General features: G+C 63.7%; 16 protein-coding genes. 13 read left to right on the top strand and 3 right to left on the bottom strand.

Annotated elements, in window-relative coordinates:
* Positions 1 to 12 precede the first annotated feature (12 nt).
* From H6851_18530 to H6851_18520, 3 genes are read left to right on the top strand one after another with little or no spacing between them, the layout of a single operon-like run.
* Positions 13 to 816, top strand: a complete 804-nt coding sequence (locus H6851_18530; protein ID MCB9945604.1) for a carbohydrate ABC transporter permease — start codon at positions 13 to 15, stop codon at positions 814 to 816.
* Positions 817 to 818: 2 nt separating this feature from the next.
* The gene (locus H6851_18525) at positions 819 to 1,958 is read left to right on the top strand and encodes a cobalamin-independent methionine synthase II family protein (protein ID MCB9945603.1); all 1,140 of its coding nucleotides are present in this window, start codon (positions 819 to 821) and stop codon (positions 1,956 to 1,958) included.
* Between the two features lie 27 nt (positions 1,959 to 1,985).
* Complete coding sequence (locus tag H6851_18520) at positions 1,986 to 2,516, top strand: cupin domain-containing protein (protein MCB9945602.1); 531 nt, start codon at positions 1,986 to 1,988, stop codon at positions 2,514 to 2,516.
* A 57-nt stretch (positions 2,517 to 2,573) separates the two neighbouring features.
* Here the strand turns inward: H6851_18520 and H6851_18515 are convergent, their stop codons facing one another.
* Positions 2,574 to 3,719, bottom strand: a complete 1,146-nt coding sequence (locus tag H6851_18515) for a TauD/TfdA family dioxygenase (protein ID MCB9945601.1) — start codon at positions 3,717 to 3,719, stop codon at positions 2,574 to 2,576.
* Between the two features lie 131 nt (positions 3,720 to 3,850).
* Between H6851_18515 and H6851_18510 the strand changes: the two genes are divergently transcribed.
* Positions 3,851 to 4,747 (top strand): LysR family transcriptional regulator, encoded by an 897-nt coding sequence (locus H6851_18510; GenBank protein ID MCB9945600.1) that lies wholly within the window; start codon positions 3,851 to 3,853, stop codon positions 4,745 to 4,747.
* Positions 4,748 to 4,828: 81 nt separating this feature from the next.
* On the opposite strand, the gene H6851_18505 is transcribed toward H6851_18510, so the two are convergent.
* Together H6851_18505 and H6851_18500 are read right to left on the bottom strand one after the other, a co-directional pair.
* Positions 4,829 to 8,149 (bottom strand): autotransporter domain-containing protein, encoded by a 3,321-nt coding sequence (locus tag H6851_18505; GenBank protein MCB9945599.1) that lies wholly within the window; start codon positions 8,147 to 8,149, stop codon positions 4,829 to 4,831.
* Positions 8,150 to 8,306: 157 nt separating this feature from the next.
* Positions 8,307 to 9,245 (bottom strand): LysR family transcriptional regulator, encoded by a 939-nt coding sequence (locus H6851_18500; GenBank protein ID MCB9945598.1) that lies wholly within the window; start codon positions 9,243 to 9,245, stop codon positions 8,307 to 8,309.
* A gap of 167 nt (positions 9,246 to 9,412) precedes the next feature.
* Between H6851_18500 and H6851_18495 the strand changes: the two genes are divergently transcribed.
* From H6851_18495 to H6851_18455, 9 genes are all read left to right on the top strand, one after another.
* Positions 9,413 to 11,035, top strand: a complete 1,623-nt coding sequence (locus tag H6851_18495; GenBank protein MCB9945597.1) for a twin-arginine translocation pathway signal protein — start codon at positions 9,413 to 9,415, stop codon at positions 11,033 to 11,035.
* Between the two features lie 198 nt (positions 11,036 to 11,233).
* Positions 11,234 to 12,208, top strand: coding sequence for an ABC transporter permease (locus tag H6851_18490; GenBank protein MCB9945596.1), 975 nt, complete (start codon positions 11,234 to 11,236; stop codon positions 12,206 to 12,208).
* Between the two features lies 1 nt (position 12,209).
* Positions 12,210 to 13,364 (top strand): mandelate racemase, encoded by a 1,155-nt coding sequence (locus H6851_18485; GenBank protein MCB9945595.1) that lies wholly within the window; start codon positions 12,210 to 12,212, stop codon positions 13,362 to 13,364.
* Positions 13,361 to 14,242, top strand: coding sequence for an ABC transporter permease (locus H6851_18480; GenBank protein ID MCB9945594.1), 882 nt, complete (start codon positions 13,361 to 13,363; stop codon positions 14,240 to 14,242). The genes H6851_18485 and H6851_18480 overlap by 4 nt, the downstream gene beginning before the upstream one ends.
* An 8-nt stretch (positions 14,243 to 14,250) precedes the next feature.
* Positions 14,251 to 15,270 (top strand): ABC transporter ATP-binding protein, encoded by a 1,020-nt coding sequence (locus tag H6851_18475; GenBank protein ID MCB9945593.1) that lies wholly within the window; start codon positions 14,251 to 14,253, stop codon positions 15,268 to 15,270.
* Positions 15,243 to 16,244: an ABC transporter ATP-binding protein gene (locus H6851_18470; protein ID MCB9945592.1), complete on the top strand. Its 1,002-nt coding sequence runs from the start codon at positions 15,243 to 15,245 to the stop codon at positions 16,242 to 16,244. Before H6851_18475 ends, H6851_18470 begins: the two co-directional genes overlap by 28 nt.
* Positions 16,231 to 17,346: an FAD-binding oxidoreductase gene (locus H6851_18465; GenBank protein MCB9945591.1), complete on the top strand. Its 1,116-nt coding sequence runs from the start codon at positions 16,231 to 16,233 to the stop codon at positions 17,344 to 17,346. Before H6851_18470 ends, H6851_18465 begins: the two co-directional genes overlap by 14 nt.
* Positions 17,327 to 17,656 carry a (2Fe-2S)-binding protein gene (locus tag H6851_18460; protein MCB9945590.1) on the top strand — a complete coding sequence of 110 codons (330 nt, stop codon included), beginning with the start codon at positions 17,327 to 17,329 and terminating at the stop codon, positions 17,654 to 17,656. The genes H6851_18465 and H6851_18460 overlap by 20 nt, the downstream gene beginning before the upstream one ends.
* Positions 17,653 to 19,143, top strand: coding sequence for an FAD-dependent oxidoreductase (locus H6851_18455; GenBank protein MCB9945589.1), 1,491 nt, complete (start codon positions 17,653 to 17,655; stop codon positions 19,141 to 19,143). Before H6851_18460 ends, H6851_18455 begins: the two co-directional genes overlap by 4 nt.
* The last annotated feature ends 5 nt before the right edge of the window (positions 19,144 to 19,148 follow it).

The raw sequence follows: 19,148 nt of genomic DNA, 5'->3' as shown, positions 1-19,148 counted from the left end.
TCCAGCCGGAAGATGCTGCACTACACGGTGCTGATCGTCCTCTCGCTGCTGTGCCTGACGCCGATCTGGATCATGGTCTCCACCGGCTTCAAGGATCAGGTGCTGATCTTCGACGGCAAGCCCGTGTGGTTCTTCTTCACGCCGACCATGGACAACTACGACTATCTCATGGGTCGGGGCAAATTCGATCGCTACCTGACCAATTCGGTCATCATCGGCGGCGTTTCGACGGTGCTGACCCTGCTGCTGGGCGGCTTTTGCGCCTATGCCCTGGCCCGTACCGAATTCAAGGGGCGCCGGCTGCTGGCCAACAGCACGCTGATGCTGCGGATGATGCCGCCGGCCGTTCTCGCCATTCCGGCCTTCGCCATGGTGTTGAATTTCGGCATCGACAATGATTATGCGGTGTTGATCTTCTTCTACACGGCTCTCAACCTGCCCTTCTGCATCTGGTTGCTGTTCGGCTTCTACAAGCAGATTCCCGTGGAACTGGAGGAGGCGGCCATTGTCGACGGCGCTTCCCCGTTGCAGGTGTTCTTCAGGATCCTCATGCCGCTGATGAAGTCGGGTTATGCGGTGGCAGCGATCTTCACCTTCAGGATTGCCTGGAACGAATTCGTTCTCGCCCTGTTGCTGACCGGGCGCAACTCGCGCACCCTGCCGGTGGCCGCCGCCGGATTCATCACCGACACGGGTGTGGAATGGGGGCGCATCATGGCCATGGGCACGCTCATCATCATTCCCCCCCTGCTCTTCACCTTCTTCGCCGCCCGCCAGATCATCGCCGGCCTCACCGCAGGTTCGGTGAAAGGATGACCATGACCGACCGTATCCGCATCACCCATGTCGGCTCGCTGCCGAGACCCGACAATGTCTGTGGCCTCCTGCGCCGCAAGATCGAGGGCAATCCCGTCGATGACGGGGCCTTCGACACCGTCCTGGCGCCAGCTGTCGATGCCGTGGTGGCGCGGCAGGTGGAATGCGGCATCGACCTCGTTTCCGATGGCGAGTTTGCCAAGCTGGGTTATGCCAACTACCTCTCGGACCGTCTCAGCGGCTTCGACGGGGACAGTCCGCGCATTCCCGGCGGCGATCTGGCCGAGTTCCCGGGCTATGTGAAGAAGCTCGCCGAACGGCGCAGGGATGCGCTGCCGCTGCCCAGACCGGCCTGTATCGGTCCGGTCGAGGTGGTGAATACGAAACCGCTGGAGGATGATCTGCGCCGGTTGCGTCACGCCGTCGATGCGGTCCGGCCGTCCGGTGCGTTCATGAATGCGCCTTCGCCCGGCGTCGTCGCGATCTTCCAGCCCAACCGCTACTACCCCTCACACGAGGATTATCTCGAAGCGGTTGCCGCTGCCATGCGTCATGAATATGCGGCCATCATCGAGGCGGGCTTCGATCTGCAGATCGACTGCCCGGATCTCGGCATGGGGCGCCACACGATCTTCAGGGACGATGACGAGAAGACCTTCCTCGACCATGCCCGGCGCCATGTCGAGATCCTGAACGCGGCGCTGGCCGGCCTGCCGCCGGAGCGCATGCGCATGCATCTGTGCTGGGGGAACTATGAAGGTCCGCATCACCATGACATTCCCCTGTCGAGGATCATCGACATCGTATTGATGGCGCGCCCGTCGACATTGTTGTTCGAGGCAGCCAACCCGCGTCATGCGCATGAGTGGAAGGTCTTCAAAGACGTAGCGATCCCTGATGACAAGATTCTCTGTCCGGGGGTGATCGACAGTTGTTCCAATTACATCGAACACCCGGAACTGGTCGCCGAGCGGCTGCTGCGCTTTGCCGGCATTGTCGGGCGCGAGCGGGTCATGGCCGGATCGGATTGCGGGTTTTCGACCTTCGCCGGCGATGGCCTTGTCGATCCCGACATCGTCTGGGCCAAGTTCAGGGCCATGCGCGAAGGGGCCGATATCGCGGGCAGACAACTTTGGCAGTAATCGCGCTGAAAAGGGGAGTACCTATCCATGCGTGAAGAAATCGACGTGCGGCTCGATGAGAGACTGGGAGCCCATATCGGCAAGTCCAGGCCGATTTCCACCGAGGAGATGGAGGCGCGGGTCTGGCGCTACGACCGTCTCGAAGGATCGCCCAACGCCTTCCTCGATGCGGCCATTCCCGGGCACAGGCGTGTGCTTTACGGGGCGCTGGGGGTCGGTACCTCGGATGAGAAGATCTTCAAGGCGGTCAAGGCTGCCGAGAACTTCCACATCGACTACATCCGGGCCGAGCCGGGGCAGGGGGCGGCGCTGCACAGCCATGACAGCGAGGAGGTCTTCATCGCCATGACCGGCCGCTGGAAGGTCCGTTGGGGCACGAATGGCGAACATTCCACCGAACTGGATACCTTCGATGGCATATCGGTGCCATCGGGCGTCATGCGCAGTTTCGAGAATATGGGTGACCGCGAAAATGTGCTGATGGCCATCATCGGCGGCCGCAATCCCGGTTATTGCGTCTGGTCGGAGAGCATCGCCGAGAAGCTCGCCGGCGGCTGAGCGGGCCCGAGGGGCGACCGGCGATCATGGGTATGAGCCGGCGCCCCGTTCGGGTCGCTATGCCGCACGTCCGGATGCAGGGGCAAGGCGGCCGGGGCTGGTGATGGTCCGGTAGGTCGAGCGCATTTCCGCACGATCGGCGTAAGTCCCGCGCAGGTAGCGTTCGCCGCTGGTGGCAGAATAGGCGGCCCGGCCATGGACGATGCGGTGGTTGTCGAAGGTGATGCATTCCCCGGCCTGCAAGCGGAACTGCATGACGTATTTCCTGTCCTGGAGCATTCTGCCGAACCGGCAGAAGGCAGGGTAGTAATCGTCCAGCTGCTTTTGTGACAGGTCGAAGACATCCGCCAGGTGTTGACTGATGGTGAGGCCGCTGACCTCGCCCTTCGCGTCGAGCTCGATCACCCGCTGGCGGGCGCGCATGTCATAGGTGTCATGTTCGCAATAGAACGGTATGTCGATTTCCGACAGGAGGCGGAAACCCTCGGGGTCGATGACCCGGAAGTCGTTGGCCACCGCCATTCCATCGGCGAACAGGCTGCCGCCGCCTTCCACGCTGTTGGCCCGGCAATGCAGGAACTGTACGCCCGGCGCGCTCTCTTCCGCCGGCACGTCCGTATGCAGCTCCAGGGCCTTTGCCGTGTAGGCGAGGTTCGTCGGCTTGATATGGACCCGGACATCGAAATAGTCGCCAAAGAAGGTCGGCCGCACCTGGCCGATCAATCGCACGGTCTCCGTCAGTCCCTCGTCACTGTCCGGCATGTCGGTGACGATGGCCACGCCCTCGACGATGAGCGCCTTGATCCAGTCTGCCACCAGTCCTCGATCGGTCATCAGTGCCGGTTGGGAAAATCTGGCTATGTCGGGATAGTGATCGCCATGCCACGGCCGTCGCGGCAGATCCGCCGGGTCGGGGCGAGGCCGGCCGTCGGCATGGGTTTCGAGAAGGGCCAGCGGCAGACGGGAGACATGGCCGTCACCCTGCCAGCGGATGACCAGCCGGTCGCCCTCGACCTGCGCTGACGCCGGTCGCGGAGGTTCCGCCTCGTGGAAGATGTCGAACACCCGTTCGCGCGTTTCGTCGTCGAATGACGAAGGGCAATTGTCGCGCAGCCAGTAATAGTTGAAATATCCCGTACGACCGCCGTTCAGGGGGAGCGTCAGTCCCTTTTCGCCAAGCTGTACCGTCGAACTGGTCTCCAACTGATGATGATCCACGATGCCTCCACGAATTCATGGCTCCGCGAGCCGGTTCGGTGATCGCATCTTGTGCTTGATTCCGGCCGTGCAACAGGCCGATAAATCTGACATCAAGTTAAGTTGCAGGTTAAGTTATGGATCGACTGCCTCCGCTGCGCCTGCTGGCGACCTTCGAGGCGGTGGCGCGCCTCGGGTCGATGCGTGCCGCGGCCGCCTGGCTCAACGTCACCCAGGCGGCCGTGACCCAGACGCTCAAGGCGCTGGAAGACCATGTGGGCGCTTCGCTGCTGGACCGGACGACCCGCCCGGCGCGGCTCACGGATGCCGGACAGATGCTGGCTCAGGCGACCTGCGAGGGGCTGGGGCTGATCGCCACGGTCATCGACGACATACGGGCCGTCGGGAAGGCGGATGCGCGGCAATTGACGGTCGGGTGCACGCTCGGCATGGCGACCTACTGGCTGATGCCCAGACTGCCGGAATTCTACGCTCTTCATCCGGATTTTCCGGTCAACGTGCAGGCGCCGCCGACGGATCTGCCCACGCTGTCGTCCGGCATCGACCTCGCCCTGCGCTACGGCACCGGCAAGTGGAACGATGGCAGGACCGTCCGGCTGTTCGATGAGCGCATCGGCCCCGTGGGCCATCCCGCACTGGTCGGGCGGCTGCTTGCCGCCGGCACGCTGCTCGAACGGGCCCCGCTCATCCATGTACGCAGTACGCACAATCCACACTGGGCAAGCTGGGAAGACTATCTGGGCCATCGCGGCCTGACCGGATCCGCCGGGGGAGGCCAGACCTTCGACAATTACGTCCATGCGGTCCAGTCGGCTCTTGATGGCCGCGGTCTCGTTCTGGGCTGGCGGTCGATCACCGGCGACCTCGTCGCACAGGGAGCGCTCGCGCCATGGCCCGATGCCGTCATCGACCTGGATACGGCCTATTTCGTCACTCTCTCGCCACGTGCACTGTCCAAGCCCGCGGCGGTGGCCTTTCTCGACTGGCTGCTGGAGCAGGCACGAAAAGGGTAGCCGCGAGACTGCAACAGCACCCGTAAATGCAAAAACCCCGGCCTTTCGAGCCGGGGTTTTCATCAATCCGTGTCAGGACCTTCAGAACTCGTACGCGACGCGAAGAAATCCCGAATGGGAGTCGTAATCGGACTTGAAGGTATAATCATAGTTGGCGGTCACATCCCAACCGTTCGTTTCGATCAGTTTCAGGCCGACCCCAGCCTGGAACGTCGAGTCTGCCGGATCGAGGGCCTTCGTGTCGAAGGTGGAACCGCCTGCGGTGAAGCTGGCCGACGTATCGGCGGAATCGCCGATGACATCGTACTTGTAGCTCGCATGGACATTGGGCTTGAGTATCGCCCCGTTCTCCAGTTCAAACGATTTCTCGGCCTGGAGGCTCACCCCGAGGTTGAGGATATCCTGGTCGGCTCCGTCGACCGACAGGTTGGCACCGGCTGCACCGTCCTCGTCATAGCTGTCCGAACTGAAATGGACATATTCGGCAAAGAGCTGCGGGGTAAGCTTCACGCGGTTGCCTTCGCCCGTCTGGAAGTTCTTCCCGACGGCCACGCGCGCGCCCGCTGTCCAGCTGTCATAGTCCGCCTTGGCATGCAGGCCCGGAATGCCGCCGACATCATGGCGAGTCTGGTCGTTCTTGCCCAGGCCCCCCAGCAGCATGCCATTCGCGAAGAAATCGTCGCCCATGTCGTGGTTGGCGTAAAGCATCAGCTGATAACCGTCGACATCCGTCTTGGTCCGGTTGGCATTCTTGGAATCGACGCTCGTGTTGGCGTATCCGAACGAAATTCCCAGGGTCGTGTCTTCCCGGAGATTGCGCGTATCCACGCCCGCGGCGAGACCCCACACATCGGCATCGTAGCCCTGGATACCGCCGCGCTCGTCCTGCGTGGAGTTGCTGCCGAAGCCCTGCAACCAGAAGTGCAGTCCACCCAGATCGTTGCTGTCGCCTGAAGCGACACCGGTGGCGCCGCCCGTGTTCATCATCGCGAGCTGCCCGTCGGCCAGGTCGAACATGGCCCCGGTCATGCCGACCGCCGCGACCGAGTTGCCCGTATCGACGGTCGGCACCGTCGATTCGATAATGTCGTTGAGCGCCTTGCGGGTCGGCGCGTTCACCATCCGGTTCTGGATTTCCTGGATGGTCGGATCCGTGGAGGGATTGAGCTCGTTCCAGAGCACGTCGCCGGCTTCCTTGTTGTTGTCCGTCGAGGCTCCCTCTTCGATGGGCACGATTTCCGTCAGGACCAGGTAGACATCGCTCGTCGGGGAAGGGGCCGCGGGCATGGCACCGGGAGCAGCGGCTTGCGTCATCAGGCCGAAATTGTACAGGTAGGAATTGTCGACCACCGTCGTGCCGGTGATGTTCGCCGCGCCCGTACCCGTCATGATCAGGGACTCGGTCGGCGCCGTCAGTTCCCCGCCGGTATAGTTCACGACAACCGTGTCATTGCTGATATCCACCGCATTGAGGCCGGTATCGATATGTCCGGTTTCCATCTGGCCGTTCTGGCCGGCGGTGTCGAACTTGAAGTGCCCCGCGGTCGCACTGATATTGTTGGCAAGCGTCAACCTGCGCCCGTTGGCGATCTGCACCGTGCCGGCATTGTTGAGATCGTTCGCCGTGACATCGCTCGACGAAACATAGAAGGTTCCGCCTGCACTCGTGATGATATTCCCGCCGGTGCCGAGGCCCAGCGCGTTGGTAACCGTGAACAGTCCGTTCTCGCTCACGAAGACGGTCGTATCTCCACCGGCGCCCGTGGTGATGGTCTGGGTGTTGGCGAAGGATCCGTCCACATACAGGGTATTGCTGCCGATCCCGAAGTCGAGCGTGCCGCCAAGGCTTCCGCCTGTATAGGCGAAGGTGTCGTCGCCATCGCCCATCGCGACATTGTTCGCCATCGTGCCGCCGTTGAGGTTCATCGTGTCGCCACCGGCGCCCATCGCGAGATCGTTCGCCACCGTGCCACCGTTGAGGTTCACCGTGTCGTTGGCGTCGCCCATGTCGATGGTGCCGTTGAGCGTGCCGGCATTGACGGTCAGGACGTCATCGTCCGTGGACATGTCGATATTGCCGTTGATGACGCCGCCATTGACGGTGATCTGGTCGTCGCCACTGTCCGAATAGTCGATATCCCCGTTGATGGTCGCCTTGGTGACCAGACGGCTGCTGCCGCCATACACGCTGACGATCTTGCCCCGTACTGTCGTGCTTTCGGTCAGGTTGAGAACGAGCTCCGGTTCGACTTCATAAAAGTAAACGGCAACGCCACCGCCGCTGTCGGCGACGGCACCATCGGAGATGATATCGACGTCATCGAACTTGATCTCGCTTTCATTGCCGTATCCGAGGAAGAGCGCGACGGCTGTGTCATCGGCCCACGTATTCCGGATCGTGCCGCCATGGAATGTCATCGGGGCGACCTGGTCGTCGAGATTGAACGTTCCGTCGCCACCATCCTCGTTCGCGGACGTGATCAGTCCGCCGCTGTTCTCGAAGATGCCAAGCACCGGTCCGTTTATTTCCAGCGCTGTAGCGTCCAGCGCGCTGATCTGGCCGTTGGTATTGTTGATGGTGGAGTTTTCGTTGAACTGTAACGCCGTGCCCGTTTCGGACGAGATCACACCATCCGTGTTGTTGAGAGTGATCGTGGTATTTGAACTGCTGTAGATGGCATGCGTCGCAAGTCCCGTTACCGAAATCGTTCCGGAACTATTGTCGACAGTCATTGTCCCCCTATTTTCGATTGCGTAGTTGTTGGTGGCGGTAATCGTGCCCGTGTTGCGCAGCAGGGTCACCGTGCCCAAGTTCTGTACGCCCGTTGTTCCGGGATTCACGGTGATGGTGCCCGTGTTGACGATCCTGTTGATGACACCGCCGACACCGTTGCTGATTGCGGCGTCGACAGGCAATCCGGTACTGCTGACCGTCAATGTTCCGTTATTGGTGATCGATGTGCCCGTCGACGTCCCGTTGTCGATGGAATGCGCATCGTTCGTCGTGATCGAACCGGTCGATTCGACCGTGATCCTGTCGTTGGCGGAAAGCGCGCACCCTGCCGTGTCGGCACCGGACAGCGAATAGCTGGTTCCCCCGCTGCCATTGGCCGTACCCGTGCCGCAGGCGGCATATCCTGCCGGGGCGCCCGCGAGCAGTGCCAGACTGGACACGCCCGCAACGATCAGCGCCTTGCGGCGGAAGGGGGTGATGGCCACGGTGCGGGACAATCCTGGCCCGCCATGATGGCGGAACAGCCCGGCCTGCCCGAAGGGGCGGCCATGGTCGGGGTGTGCAACATGCGATGGCATGGCGGCCCGACCGCCGATCCCGACCTCCTGCATCCTGTCGAGGATCTTCGCGTCCAGACGGTCCTGACCCGTCATCGACCGGCTCGTCATGATATACGCCTCCAGATAGGCAAAAAATGAAATACAAATCACACTACCTGGGCGTTCTTTTATATTGTTTATCTAACGTATTGGTAGAAAATAATATGAAGCTTGTCGAGAGGTTTTTGCCGCTTTCGGGGCGAGCCATGTTCCGTGCTGCCGGGGATCATGCCGGGCAGGTGAATGTCTCCAGGCGTTGTTGCAGCATGCTCGCGAACGCCATGGTCAGTCCGGTCGTCGAGGACTTGAGTTCGTCCGGGCGGATCACTGCGATGTCGAAGGTGATGGTCGGCTCGAAGCGGCGCATGACCACCTTGTCCGGCGTGAATTGTGCCGCAGAGAACGGGTCGACGACGGCCACACCGGCACCTTCGGCGACAAAGGCGCACGCCGAGGACGTTATCCCCGTGGTGATCGATACCTTCGGGTGAATGCCGGCATCATGCAGGCTCTGCCTGATGCGCGGGCCGAGCAGGTCGAGGATCGACAGCGAGATCAATTGTTCGTGTTCGAGGTCGCTCGCGTGGATGACGGACTGTCCGGCAAGCCGGTGGCCGGGCGGCAGGACGCAGACCATGGCGATGCGGTGCCGGGACTCGAAATGGACCATCGGGTTGCGTCCGATGTCGGCGATCACGGCGATATCGAGCTGACGCGACGCCACCAGCGACAGCAGTTGCGGCGATGTCCGGGTCTGCAGGTCGATCCGGATTTCCGGGCGATCGATGTGGAACCCTGTCACCAGGGCCTGGATGAATCCCAGCGACAGGGCGGGCACGGCGCCGATGGCGAGTCGCCCCCGGCGGCGGTCGCGAAGGTCCTGCGCCGTGTCGCCGAGCATGTCGATTCCGGTGAGCGCCCGTTCCACGTCCTCGTAGAAGATCAGTGCCTCGGCAGTGGGCGTCAGCCGCCGTGTCGTCCGAAGGAACAGGGCAAAGCCGATCCGCGCCTCCAGCAGACGCACGAGATTGCTGATGGCAGGCTGGGAAATGCCGAGCTGTTCCGCGGCGAGGGTCATCGAACCGCACTCGAACACGGCCTTGAACGCCTCGATCTGGCGGTAGTTCAGCCGGTCGGGCCCGTGCCCGGAACGGAGCGGATCCAATGGCGATCCATTCATCAATTCAGGTTATGAATGAGCTTGGAATTGACATTAGACAGACCATCCCGTTCAGGCAATAAATTCACTTCAAGGCGCATGACCTGCTCCGGTGAACGCGGGCGCGGGGCACGACATGACACGAATGGGAGATGGGAATGGGGCCCGGTCGTATCCAGCGACGTGATTTTCTTCTGTCCGGAGCCGCCATCGGCGGCATGTCCGCACTGGGGGTGCCCCGTTCGGCACGGGCTGCGGGCGGGCCGGTCGAGGCTCCGAGCCTGCTCACCGCCACCGCCCAGTTCGATCCCGTGCGTCCCGAGGCCGCGCGCCTCATTTCGCAGGCCGCCAAGTCCATCGGCTTCGACATCGAGGCCACGCCCGAGGACTACAACCAGGGCATCCAGAAGGTCATCAAGGAGCACGACTACGACCTGTTCCTCGTCCTCCTGGCCGGGCAGTCGGTGCGCATCGACCCCGATGTGTTCATCCATTCGGTCCACCATTCATCGAACTACCGCCCGGGCGGGTTCAACTGGACGGGCTACAGCAATCCGCGTGTGGATGAACTGGCCGCGGCCCAGCAGCAGGAAATGGACGCGGACAGGCGCCGGGAGAGCGTATTGGAGGCACAGGCGCTGATCGCGGCCGACCAGCCTGAGAACGTGGTCGTCTATCCGTCGATGACCAATGCCTATCGCTCCGACCGCATCGCCAACCTGACGCCGCAGATGGGCGAGGGCATCGGTTCGCTCTGGACCGACGTCAGCATGACCGTGGTCGAGGGCGACGGTTACGTGCGCACCGGTGCGACGGCCCCGCTGAAGAACCTGAATCCGATCGCCGCCAACGACTCCAACGAGTTCAAGGAACTGCGGATGATCTACGATTCGCTGTTCCAGGTCGATCCCGAGGGAAAGCCGGTGCCCTGGGCGGCGGAGGGCGCGCGGGTCGTCGATCCGACCACCATCGAGATCACCCTGCGCGACGGCATGAAGTGGCACGACGGCGAGCCGGTGACCGCCGAGGACGTCAAGTTCTCCTTCGATTACCAGAAGGAGTGGAAGGCGCCGTTCTTCGTGTCGTCGCTGGAGCGGGTCTCCTCCATCGAGATCACCGGCGCGCGCACCCTGACCTTCCGGCTGAGCGAGCCCTTCGCCCCGCTTTTCGCCAATCTTTTTTCGGCATTGATGCTGATCCCCATGCATATCTGGAAGGATATTCCGGGCAATGTCGATGTCGATGATCCGCTCAACTATCCCAACCTGACGCCGGTGGGGAGCGGCCCGTTCCGCTTCGACTACTGGGACCGCGGCAAGGAGCTCAAGGTTTCTGCCAATACCGGACACCACATGGCGCCCCAATGCGCCGGCATCATCCGCACGGTCTACGGCAGCCATGACGCCATGGCGGCGGCGATCGAGAAGGGCGAGTGCGACCGTACCCGCTACATCCTCAAGCCGAACCTGATGGAGCAGCTCGACAAGGTCGAGGGATGTGTCGGCAGGGCCTATCCGGCCCATGGTTTCTACTGCCTGAGCTACAATCTCACCAAGCCACCCTTCGACAATCCGGTCATTCGCAGGGCCATGCAATACATCATTCCCCGCGAGATGATCCGTGACATCGTGCTGGGCGGTCATGCCGAAAGCGGCGGGTCGGTCATCGCTCCGGTCAACGCCAACTGGCACAATCCGCAGGTGACGGCACCGGCGCAGGATCTCGACATGGCGAGGAAGATCCTCGGCGATGCCGGGTTCACGTGGCAGGGCGGCAAGCTCCATTATCCGGGTTGACCTCAGCCCTCTCTCCATGGCCGCGCATCCGTGCGGTCATGGAGAGACAGGAGGTCGGCGGGTGCGGGCAGGGGAGGTGTCGCAGGGGGTCGCTCTCCTTTTGGCCTGCGTCGCGGATGAAGGGTATCGGATCGTCGGGCAGGCGGGGCCGGTCTACCCCGAGCGGAAGCGTCGTTCGATGTATCGGAGAAGAATTCCGTGAAAGAGTACATTCTCAGGCGGCTTCTATATTCCGCCATGACGCTTCTTGCCATTGCCACCATTCTCTTCGTCATGTTCAGGCTGATGCCCGGCGACCCCACCGCCCAGGTCATATCGCCGGCCCTCGATGAAGTGGCGCAGCGGCGCATGCGCGAGGCGTTCGGGCTCGACCAGCCGATGATCGTGCAGTTCTTTCTCTACCTGAAGAATCTCGTCACCCTGGAATGGGGGCGGTCCTTCACCACCTCGGAAAAGGTCTTCGACATCCTCGTCTACCGCTTCTGGAACACCATGCTCCTGATGGCGGTGGGGTTGCTGCTGACGTTTGCGATCGGCATTTCCGTGGGCATGGTCATGGGCTGGCGGCGCGGCGGCAAGCTCGATCTCGGCGCGACCGTGGTCTCGCTGGTGATGCAGTCCGCACCTCCCTTCATCACCGGCATCCTGCTGCTGATCGTGCTCAGTTACCGCCTCGACCTCTTCCCCACAGGGGGGATGAGCAGTCCGGGCAACCGTCCCGGCGACCTGCTGGATTTCATCGTCTCGGCCGACTTCCTGCATCACCTCGTTTTGCCGACCATCACCATTACTGCCTACTATCTCGCGACACCGATGCTCATCATGCGGGATTCGATGCTCGAAGTGCTGGGCAGCGACTATGTCGAGTTCGCCCGTGCCAAGGGGCTGCCGCCCGGCAGGGTGATGATCCGCCACGCGGCGCGCAACGCGCTCCTGGCCGTCGTCACGATCTTCTCGATCCTGCTGGGCTTTGCCATCGGCGGGCAGGTGATCGTCGAGACCGTGTTCTCCTGGCCGGGCATGGGGCTTGCCATGGTCGAGGCCGCCGCCCGTCACGACTATCCGGTGGCACAGGCCTCCTTCCTCATGCTCGCCGTCATCGTCATCGTCATGAACCTCGTCGCGGACATCTCCTATTGCTGGCTCGATCCGCGTATCAGGCTGGGAAGCTGACATGTCCATCACATCGGTCGAGCTCTGGCAGGTCCGCAGTCCGCTCTCGACGCCCTACCATCTCTCGAAGGTCTACGGCACGCTGACCCATGCCGAGGCGGTGATGGTCAGGATCACCGACGGCGAGGGGAATGTCGGCTGGGGCGAGGCCGATCCCATGCGCCCCTTCACCGACGAAAGTTCCACGGGTGTCTTCGGGTTCCTCACCGAGATCGTCCCCTCGCGGCTGATAGGGCGCGATCCGCAGGATCATGCCGTCCTTCTGGGCGAACTCGATGCGTTGGCTGCGGGTCAGCCGCTGGCCCGGGGTGCGATCGACATGGCCTTGCACGACCTCGTCGCGCGCCGCTCCGGCCTGCGTGTCTGCGATCTTCTGGGAGGTCGGCTGCGGTCCTCCATACCCCTGCTCTGGCCGCTGGGCAGCGAGCCGCTCATGGCGAGCATGGCGGTGGTCGAGGCGAAGGTCGCGCAAGGTTATCGCTCGTTCATGATCAAGGCGGGGTCGCGCGATGTCGGCGAGGATGCGAAGCGGACCCGCGCACTGATCGAGCGCTTTCATCCCGATGTAAGCTTTATCGCTGACGCCAACCAGGGCTGGAGCGAAAGCGAGGCGCTGCGCTTTGTCTCGATGATCGGCACGGCACCGCTTGCGCTGCTCGAACAGCCCGTGGCCCGCACCAATGACGAAGGCATGAAGCGCGTTCGCGAAGCCGCACTCGTGCCGGTTTCTGCCGATGAGGCGGTCTTCTCGCTCGGGCAGGCTGCGCGACTTGCGGCCGATCGCGCCGTGGATGCATTCTCCATCAAGGTTTCGAAAAACGGCGGTCTCGTGCCGGCGCGCAAGATCGCCGCGCTGGCCGAGGGGCACGGCATCGCGATCCTGATGAACAGCATGATCGAATTCGGCGTCACCCAGGCAGCCTCGCTGCAACTGGGCGTGACCCTGCACAACCTTCTCGATGTGGGTCATGCCTACATGTCGGTATTGCGTCTTGAGGGAGACCCGACCGACTTCGCGACCTGTGTCGATGCGGCCGTGGCAACGCTGCCGGACGCCCCGGGACTGGGTGTGCGGGTCGATGCCGGGCAGCTGGGGCGCATCGCCGTCGCCCACGCCCGCATCACTGCCGACGGGACCTCGGGAGTGGCCGCATGACGCCGGTCCGGACGGCCGTGGCCGCGATCGTCAACCAGGTGTCGATCCTGCGCCAGAGCCGCATGGGAACGATCGGTGCGATCATCGTGCTGTTCTACGTGCTGGTGGCGATCTTCGCGCCCATGCTGGCCCCGCACGGTCCGTGGGACACGCTCAAGGATGCGGAGGGCAGGATCGCCTCGCTGCGTTCCCCGTCGCTGGAATTTCCCCTTGGCACCACCTTTCTCGCCCGCGATTTGTTGAGCCAGATGATTTGGTCCGCACGGACCACCATTCTCATCGGGTTGGTGTCAGGGCTGATGTCCATCGTCATCGGCGCCAATATCGGGCTGGTCGCCGGGTATTACGGCGGGCGGATCGACGAGGCGCTGATGCGGTTCACCGACATCGTCTACGGCATGCCGTTCCTGCCGTTCATCATCGTGCTGATCGCCCTGTTCGGAAGGTCCCAGTCCTTTGTCATTCTCGCCATCGTGCTCATCGTCTGGAGGACATCGGCACGTGTGGTGCGTGCCCAGACGCTGGCGCTCAAGCAGCGGCAGTTCGTGCTGGCGGCGCGGGCCCGGGGGTGCGGCGACTTCCGCATCATCTACCGCCATATCATGCCCAACATCCTGCCGCTGCTGCTGCTGTATACAGCCTTCAACATCGCCTGGTCGGTGATTGCCGAGGCTGGTGCGGCCTTTCTCGGTTTCGGCGATCCCGACCACCTGTCATGGGGCGGAATGCTCTACGAACTGTGGATTTCGGGGCAGGTCCGCACGGCCTGGTGGTGGTTTTCCTGGCCGTCGATCGCGATCATCACCCTGGTGAGCGCGCTGGTCTTCGTCTCGCGCGCCTATGAGGAAGTCGCCAATCCTCGCCTGCGCCAACGCTGAGGGGCGACATGCTGCTGGAAATTGAAAATCTCAAGGTGATCTATTCGACCCGCGCGGGACCCGTTCATGCCGTTGACGGTCTCACTTTGTCGATGGACGAGGATGAGGTCGTGGGGCTTGCCGGCGAGTCCGGCTGCGGCAAGACCACCTTCATCAAGGCCCTGCTGCGGTTGATGCCCAGGGGGGCGAGCGTGACCGCCGACAGGCTCCAATGGCGCGGGCGGGATCTGCTGGGCATGGGTGACCGCGAGTTCCGCCGCGAGATCGTCTGGAACGAACTGTCGCTCGTGCCGCAGAGCGCGCAGGCCTCGCTCAATCCTGTATACAGGGTCGGCGACCAGATCGTCGAGGCCATCCGCGAGCATTCGGACCAGTCGCGCAGGCAGGCGGCGGCGCGCGCCGAGGAGATGTTCGACCTTGTCGGTCTCGAACCGGGACTGGTTCGCTCCTTTCCGCACGAGTTTTCCGGCGGCATGCGCCAACGGGCGATGATCGCCATGTCCCTCGCGCTTGATCCGTCGCTGGTGGTGATGGATGAGCCGACAACGGGACTCGATGTGCTCGTTCAGGAGCGGATTATCCGCAAGGTGCGCGAATTGCGTGCCTCGCTGCACAATTCCATCCTGCTCATCACCCACGACATCTCGGTGATCGCCGAAATGAGCGACCGGATCGCCATCATGTATGCCGGTCAGATCATGGAACTGGCCTCGACGATCGACCTGTTCGAGCAGCCGGTGCATCCGTATACCCTTGGGTTGAAAAATGCCTTTCCCAGCATCAGGCAGCTGGGCAGGCCGCTCATTTCGATACCGGGTTCTCCGCCCAGCCTGCTGGGTGGCGTCAGGGGGTGTCCCTTTCGCGCACGCTGTCCCTTCGCCGTCGAGCCATGCGCTGTCGAGCGCCCGCCCTTGCGCGAAGTCGCGCCAGGGCATGCCGTGGCCTGTCACCGCTCGCAGGAAGCCGGGCTGTTCCGTCAACTGGCATCGGAGAAGGCGACATGGCAGTCCTCGAAGTCCGCGGCCTGACCCGTCATTTCGAAGTCCGCCCGGGTCTTCTCCAGCGTCTGGCCGGGTCGGGTCGGGTCAGCACGATCAAGGCGGTGGAGAATGTCAGCTTCTCCATCGACGAGGGGGAGATTCTGGGGCTTGCCGGCGAATCGGGCTGTGGCAAATCGACCACATGCCTGCTGGTCGGTCGTCTCCTCGAACCGACATCGGGCGAGATCCTGTTCAGGGGGCAGTCGGTCGGCAACCTGTCCGGCGACGCCCTGCGGCGGTTTCGCCGGAATGTGCAGATCATCTTTCAGGACCCTTATGAATCGCTGAACCCGCGCTTCACGGTCTTCGACCTGGTGGCCGAGGGACCGCGTGCGCTCGGGTTGTGGGATGAGCGGGAGATCGGCGAGCGGGTGATGCGGACGCTTGAGGACGTCGGCCTGCGTTCAGTGGAGTACAGGGACCGCTATCCGCACGAGATGAGCGGCGGCGAGCGCCAGCGCGTGGGGATTGCCTGCGCGCTGGTCATGGAACCGCGGCTGGTGATTGCCGACGAACCGCTGTCCATGCTCGACGTTTCGATCCGGGCCGACATTCTCGACCTGCTGCGGCGGCTGTCGGAGAGGCTGGGCTTTTCGTGCCTGTATGTCTCCCACGATCTTTCCATATTGTCGAATATCGCCGATCGCTTGATGGTCATGTATCTGGGAACGATTGCCGAGATCGGCCCGGTCCGGGATGTCGTCACGGATCCGCGTCATCCCTATGCCCGGGCGCTCGTGGAGGCCGTGCCGGCACCCGATCCGCGTTACCGGCGGCCGGTGCCCGGGATCGGCGGGGACATCGCGAGGCCCATCGACCCGCCGCCCGGCTGCCGCTTTGCCGGCCGGTGCCCGCATGTGGCCGACATCTGCCGGCGCGATCCCATGCCGCCGCCCCGCCCTGTCGGCGACCGGCATCTGGTGGCCTGTCATCGTCTGGAGACTTTCGATGCAGACAGCTGATGTCGTCGTCATTGGTGGCGGCATCGTCGGTGCGAGCGTGGCCTTCGGACTGGCGAACCTCGGGTTGAAGCCGTTGCTGCTCGATGAGGGCGACAACGCCTTTCGTGCCAGTCGCGGCAATTTCGGGCTCGTCTGGGTGCAGGGCAAGGGGCTGGACTGTCCCGAATACGCCCAATGGTCACGCCATTCTGCCGGTCTGTGGTCCGGTTTCGCGCGGGACCTGCATGAAAGGACGGGGGTCGACACGGGCTATGAGCGGCCCGGAGGCGTGTTGCTGCACATGAGTGCGGAGGAAGCGCATCGGAGCGAGGCGGCGCTTGCGGAGATCCGCCACCAATGCGGGGATCGTCCCTACGAGTACGAGATTCTCGATCGCATGCAGCTCGCGGAGATGCTGCCCGGTCTCGGGCCAACTGTATACAATGGCGCCTATTCGCCGCGCGAGGGGCATGTGAACCCGCTCTATCTGATGCGGGCGCTGCATACAGCCATGCTGGGGCTCGGAGGGACCTATCGGCCGGATCATCGGGTCGACCGGATCGCGCGGGAAGCCGGCGGATATGTCGTCCACAGTTCCGGCGGAATGTTCTCCACCGCGCGGGTGGTCATTTGCGCCGGGCTGGACACCCGGAGGCTGGCCGCGCAGGTGGGGCTCGACGCGCCGGTACGGGCCATCGCCGGTCAGGTTGCGGTGAGCGAACGGGCGGCCGTGACGCTGCCCATGCCGACCAATCTGGTGCGCCAGACCCGCGAGGGCAGCCTGATGGTCGGTTTCACGGTGGATGACCTGGGGCTCGATACCACCACGCGCGTGGACCGCACCCGCAACATCGCAGCACTGGCCGTCCGGGCGTTTCCCTGGCTTGGCGATCTTCGCCTCGTGCGGAGCTGGGCCTGTTTGCGTATCATGACAGGTGATGGTTTTCCCATCTATGATGAGGCTCCGGGCTTTCCGGGAGTGCATGTCGTCACCTGCCACAGTGGCATCACGCTGGCGGCGGCGCATGCGCTGGAGATCGCGCCGTGGATCGCGGGCCGTTCACCCGCCGCGGGACAGGAACGTTTTTCGACCGGGAGGTTCGATGTTCAAGCGCATCGCTGAGGCGGCGGCCACGGTGAATTTCGAGTTCGAGGGGGAAAATGTCGTCGCCGCCGACGGGGACAGCGTGGCGGCCGCGCTTCTGGCGCATGGCGTTCGCCATATGCGTGACAGTGCCGTCAGTGGATCGCCGCGTTCCGCCTATTGTCTCATCGGCGTGTGCTTCGAATGCCTGGTCGAGATCGATGGCAGGCCGAACCGGCAGGCGTGCATGACACCGGTGCGGGAGGGGATGAGGGTCAGGCGGCAGAGGCTGCCGCTGTCGGACGGTGTCGGCTCGCCGGCAATGGACAGCAGGGGAGATGCGCGGTGAGTGAACCTGTTGCCACCGAAGATGAAACCCGCCCCGAGCGTTTCGACGTCGCGGTGATCGGCGGCGGGCCGGCCGGCATGGCCGCGGCCATGGCTGCCGCCGGTACCGGCCTCTCGACGGTGCTGCTCGACGAACAGGCCGCTCCGGGCGGGCAGATCTATCGCTCGATCGAGAAGGTGGACGAGCAGGGGGATCGCATGCGGCAGCTGCTCGGTCCCGACTACGCCCGCGGTGCCGATCTGGTACGCCGCTTCCGCGGGTCGACGGCTGTATACAGGCCGCGCAGCGCCGTTTTCGACCTGTCGGCCGAAGGCGGGATAGGTCTGGTGGGAGAGGGGCGGGCGCAGTGGATCGAAGCCCGTCGCGTGATCATCGCCGCCGGTGCACAGGAACGGCCGGTGCCGGTGCCGGGCTGGACCCTGCCGGGAGTGATGGGGCTGGGGTCGGCCCAGACGGCGCTCAAGAGCTCGGCCATGGTCAGCGATGTTCCCACCGTGATCGCCGGCTCGGGACCGCTGCTCTATCTTGCCGCCGCACAGCTCGTCGATGCCGGCGCACGCATCGAGGCCATCCTCGATACGACGCCTCGTGCCCATTATCTGCATGCAGCTCCCCACCTGCCGCGCGCCTTTCTCGCCGGCCCCGAATTGCGCAAGGGGCTGCATTGGCAACGGCTGCTGAAGTCTTCCGGCATCGAATTCCACACCGCCGTTCATGATATTCGCATCGAGGGCGAACGGCAGGTGAGCGGTCTGCGCGCGCGCGCGGGAAGCTGGGAGCTCCACTATGACTGCGAACTGGTGCTGCTGCATGAAGGTGTGGTGCCGAACACGCAACTGGCCATGGTTGCCGGTGCGGAACACCGTTATTCACGGCTTCAGGCCAGCTGGCAGCCGGTGCTCGATCCCTTCGGCCGGAGCTCGCTCGCGGCGGTCCTCGTTGCCGGCGATGCCTGTGGCATACGCGGTGCGGACATCGCCCATGCGGCGGGCGAACTGGCCGGTCTCGCCGCGAGTGCCGATCTCGGCGCCCTTTCCGGCGATGAACTGGAGCGTCGCTCGGGGGCGTCGCGGCGTCTCATCGCCCGCAAGGCGCCGTTGCGGCGTTTCCTCGACATCCTTTTCCGGCCGCGTGACGAGGTTCTCGTACCGCCCGACGACGCCACGATGGTCTGCCGCTGCGAGGAAGTGACAGCAGGCGAACTTCGCCAGATCGCGAGCATCGGGTGCAGCGGTCCCAACCAGGCCAAGGCGTTCAGCCGGGCGGGGATGGGGCCCTGCCAGGGGCGGATGTGTTCGCTCACCGTCTCGCACCTGCTTGCCGCCGCCAACCGCCGCGACGTTGCCGGCACCGGCCACATGCGCATCCGTCCGCCGGTCAAGCCGGTCACGCTGGCGGAGCTCGCCTGTATGCAGGGGCTTCCGCCACCTCCCGACAGCGGGCCGATGCTGCCCACGGCTCCCGAGGACGAGGATGCCACCGCATGACCGGG

The organism is Geminicoccaceae bacterium, assembly GCA_020638465.1.
Lineage (GTDB): Bacteria > Pseudomonadota > Alphaproteobacteria > Geminicoccales > Geminicoccaceae > JAGREO01.
Note: the sequence above shows the minus strand (reverse complement) of the source record. Positions and strands in the feature narration are given on the sequence as shown.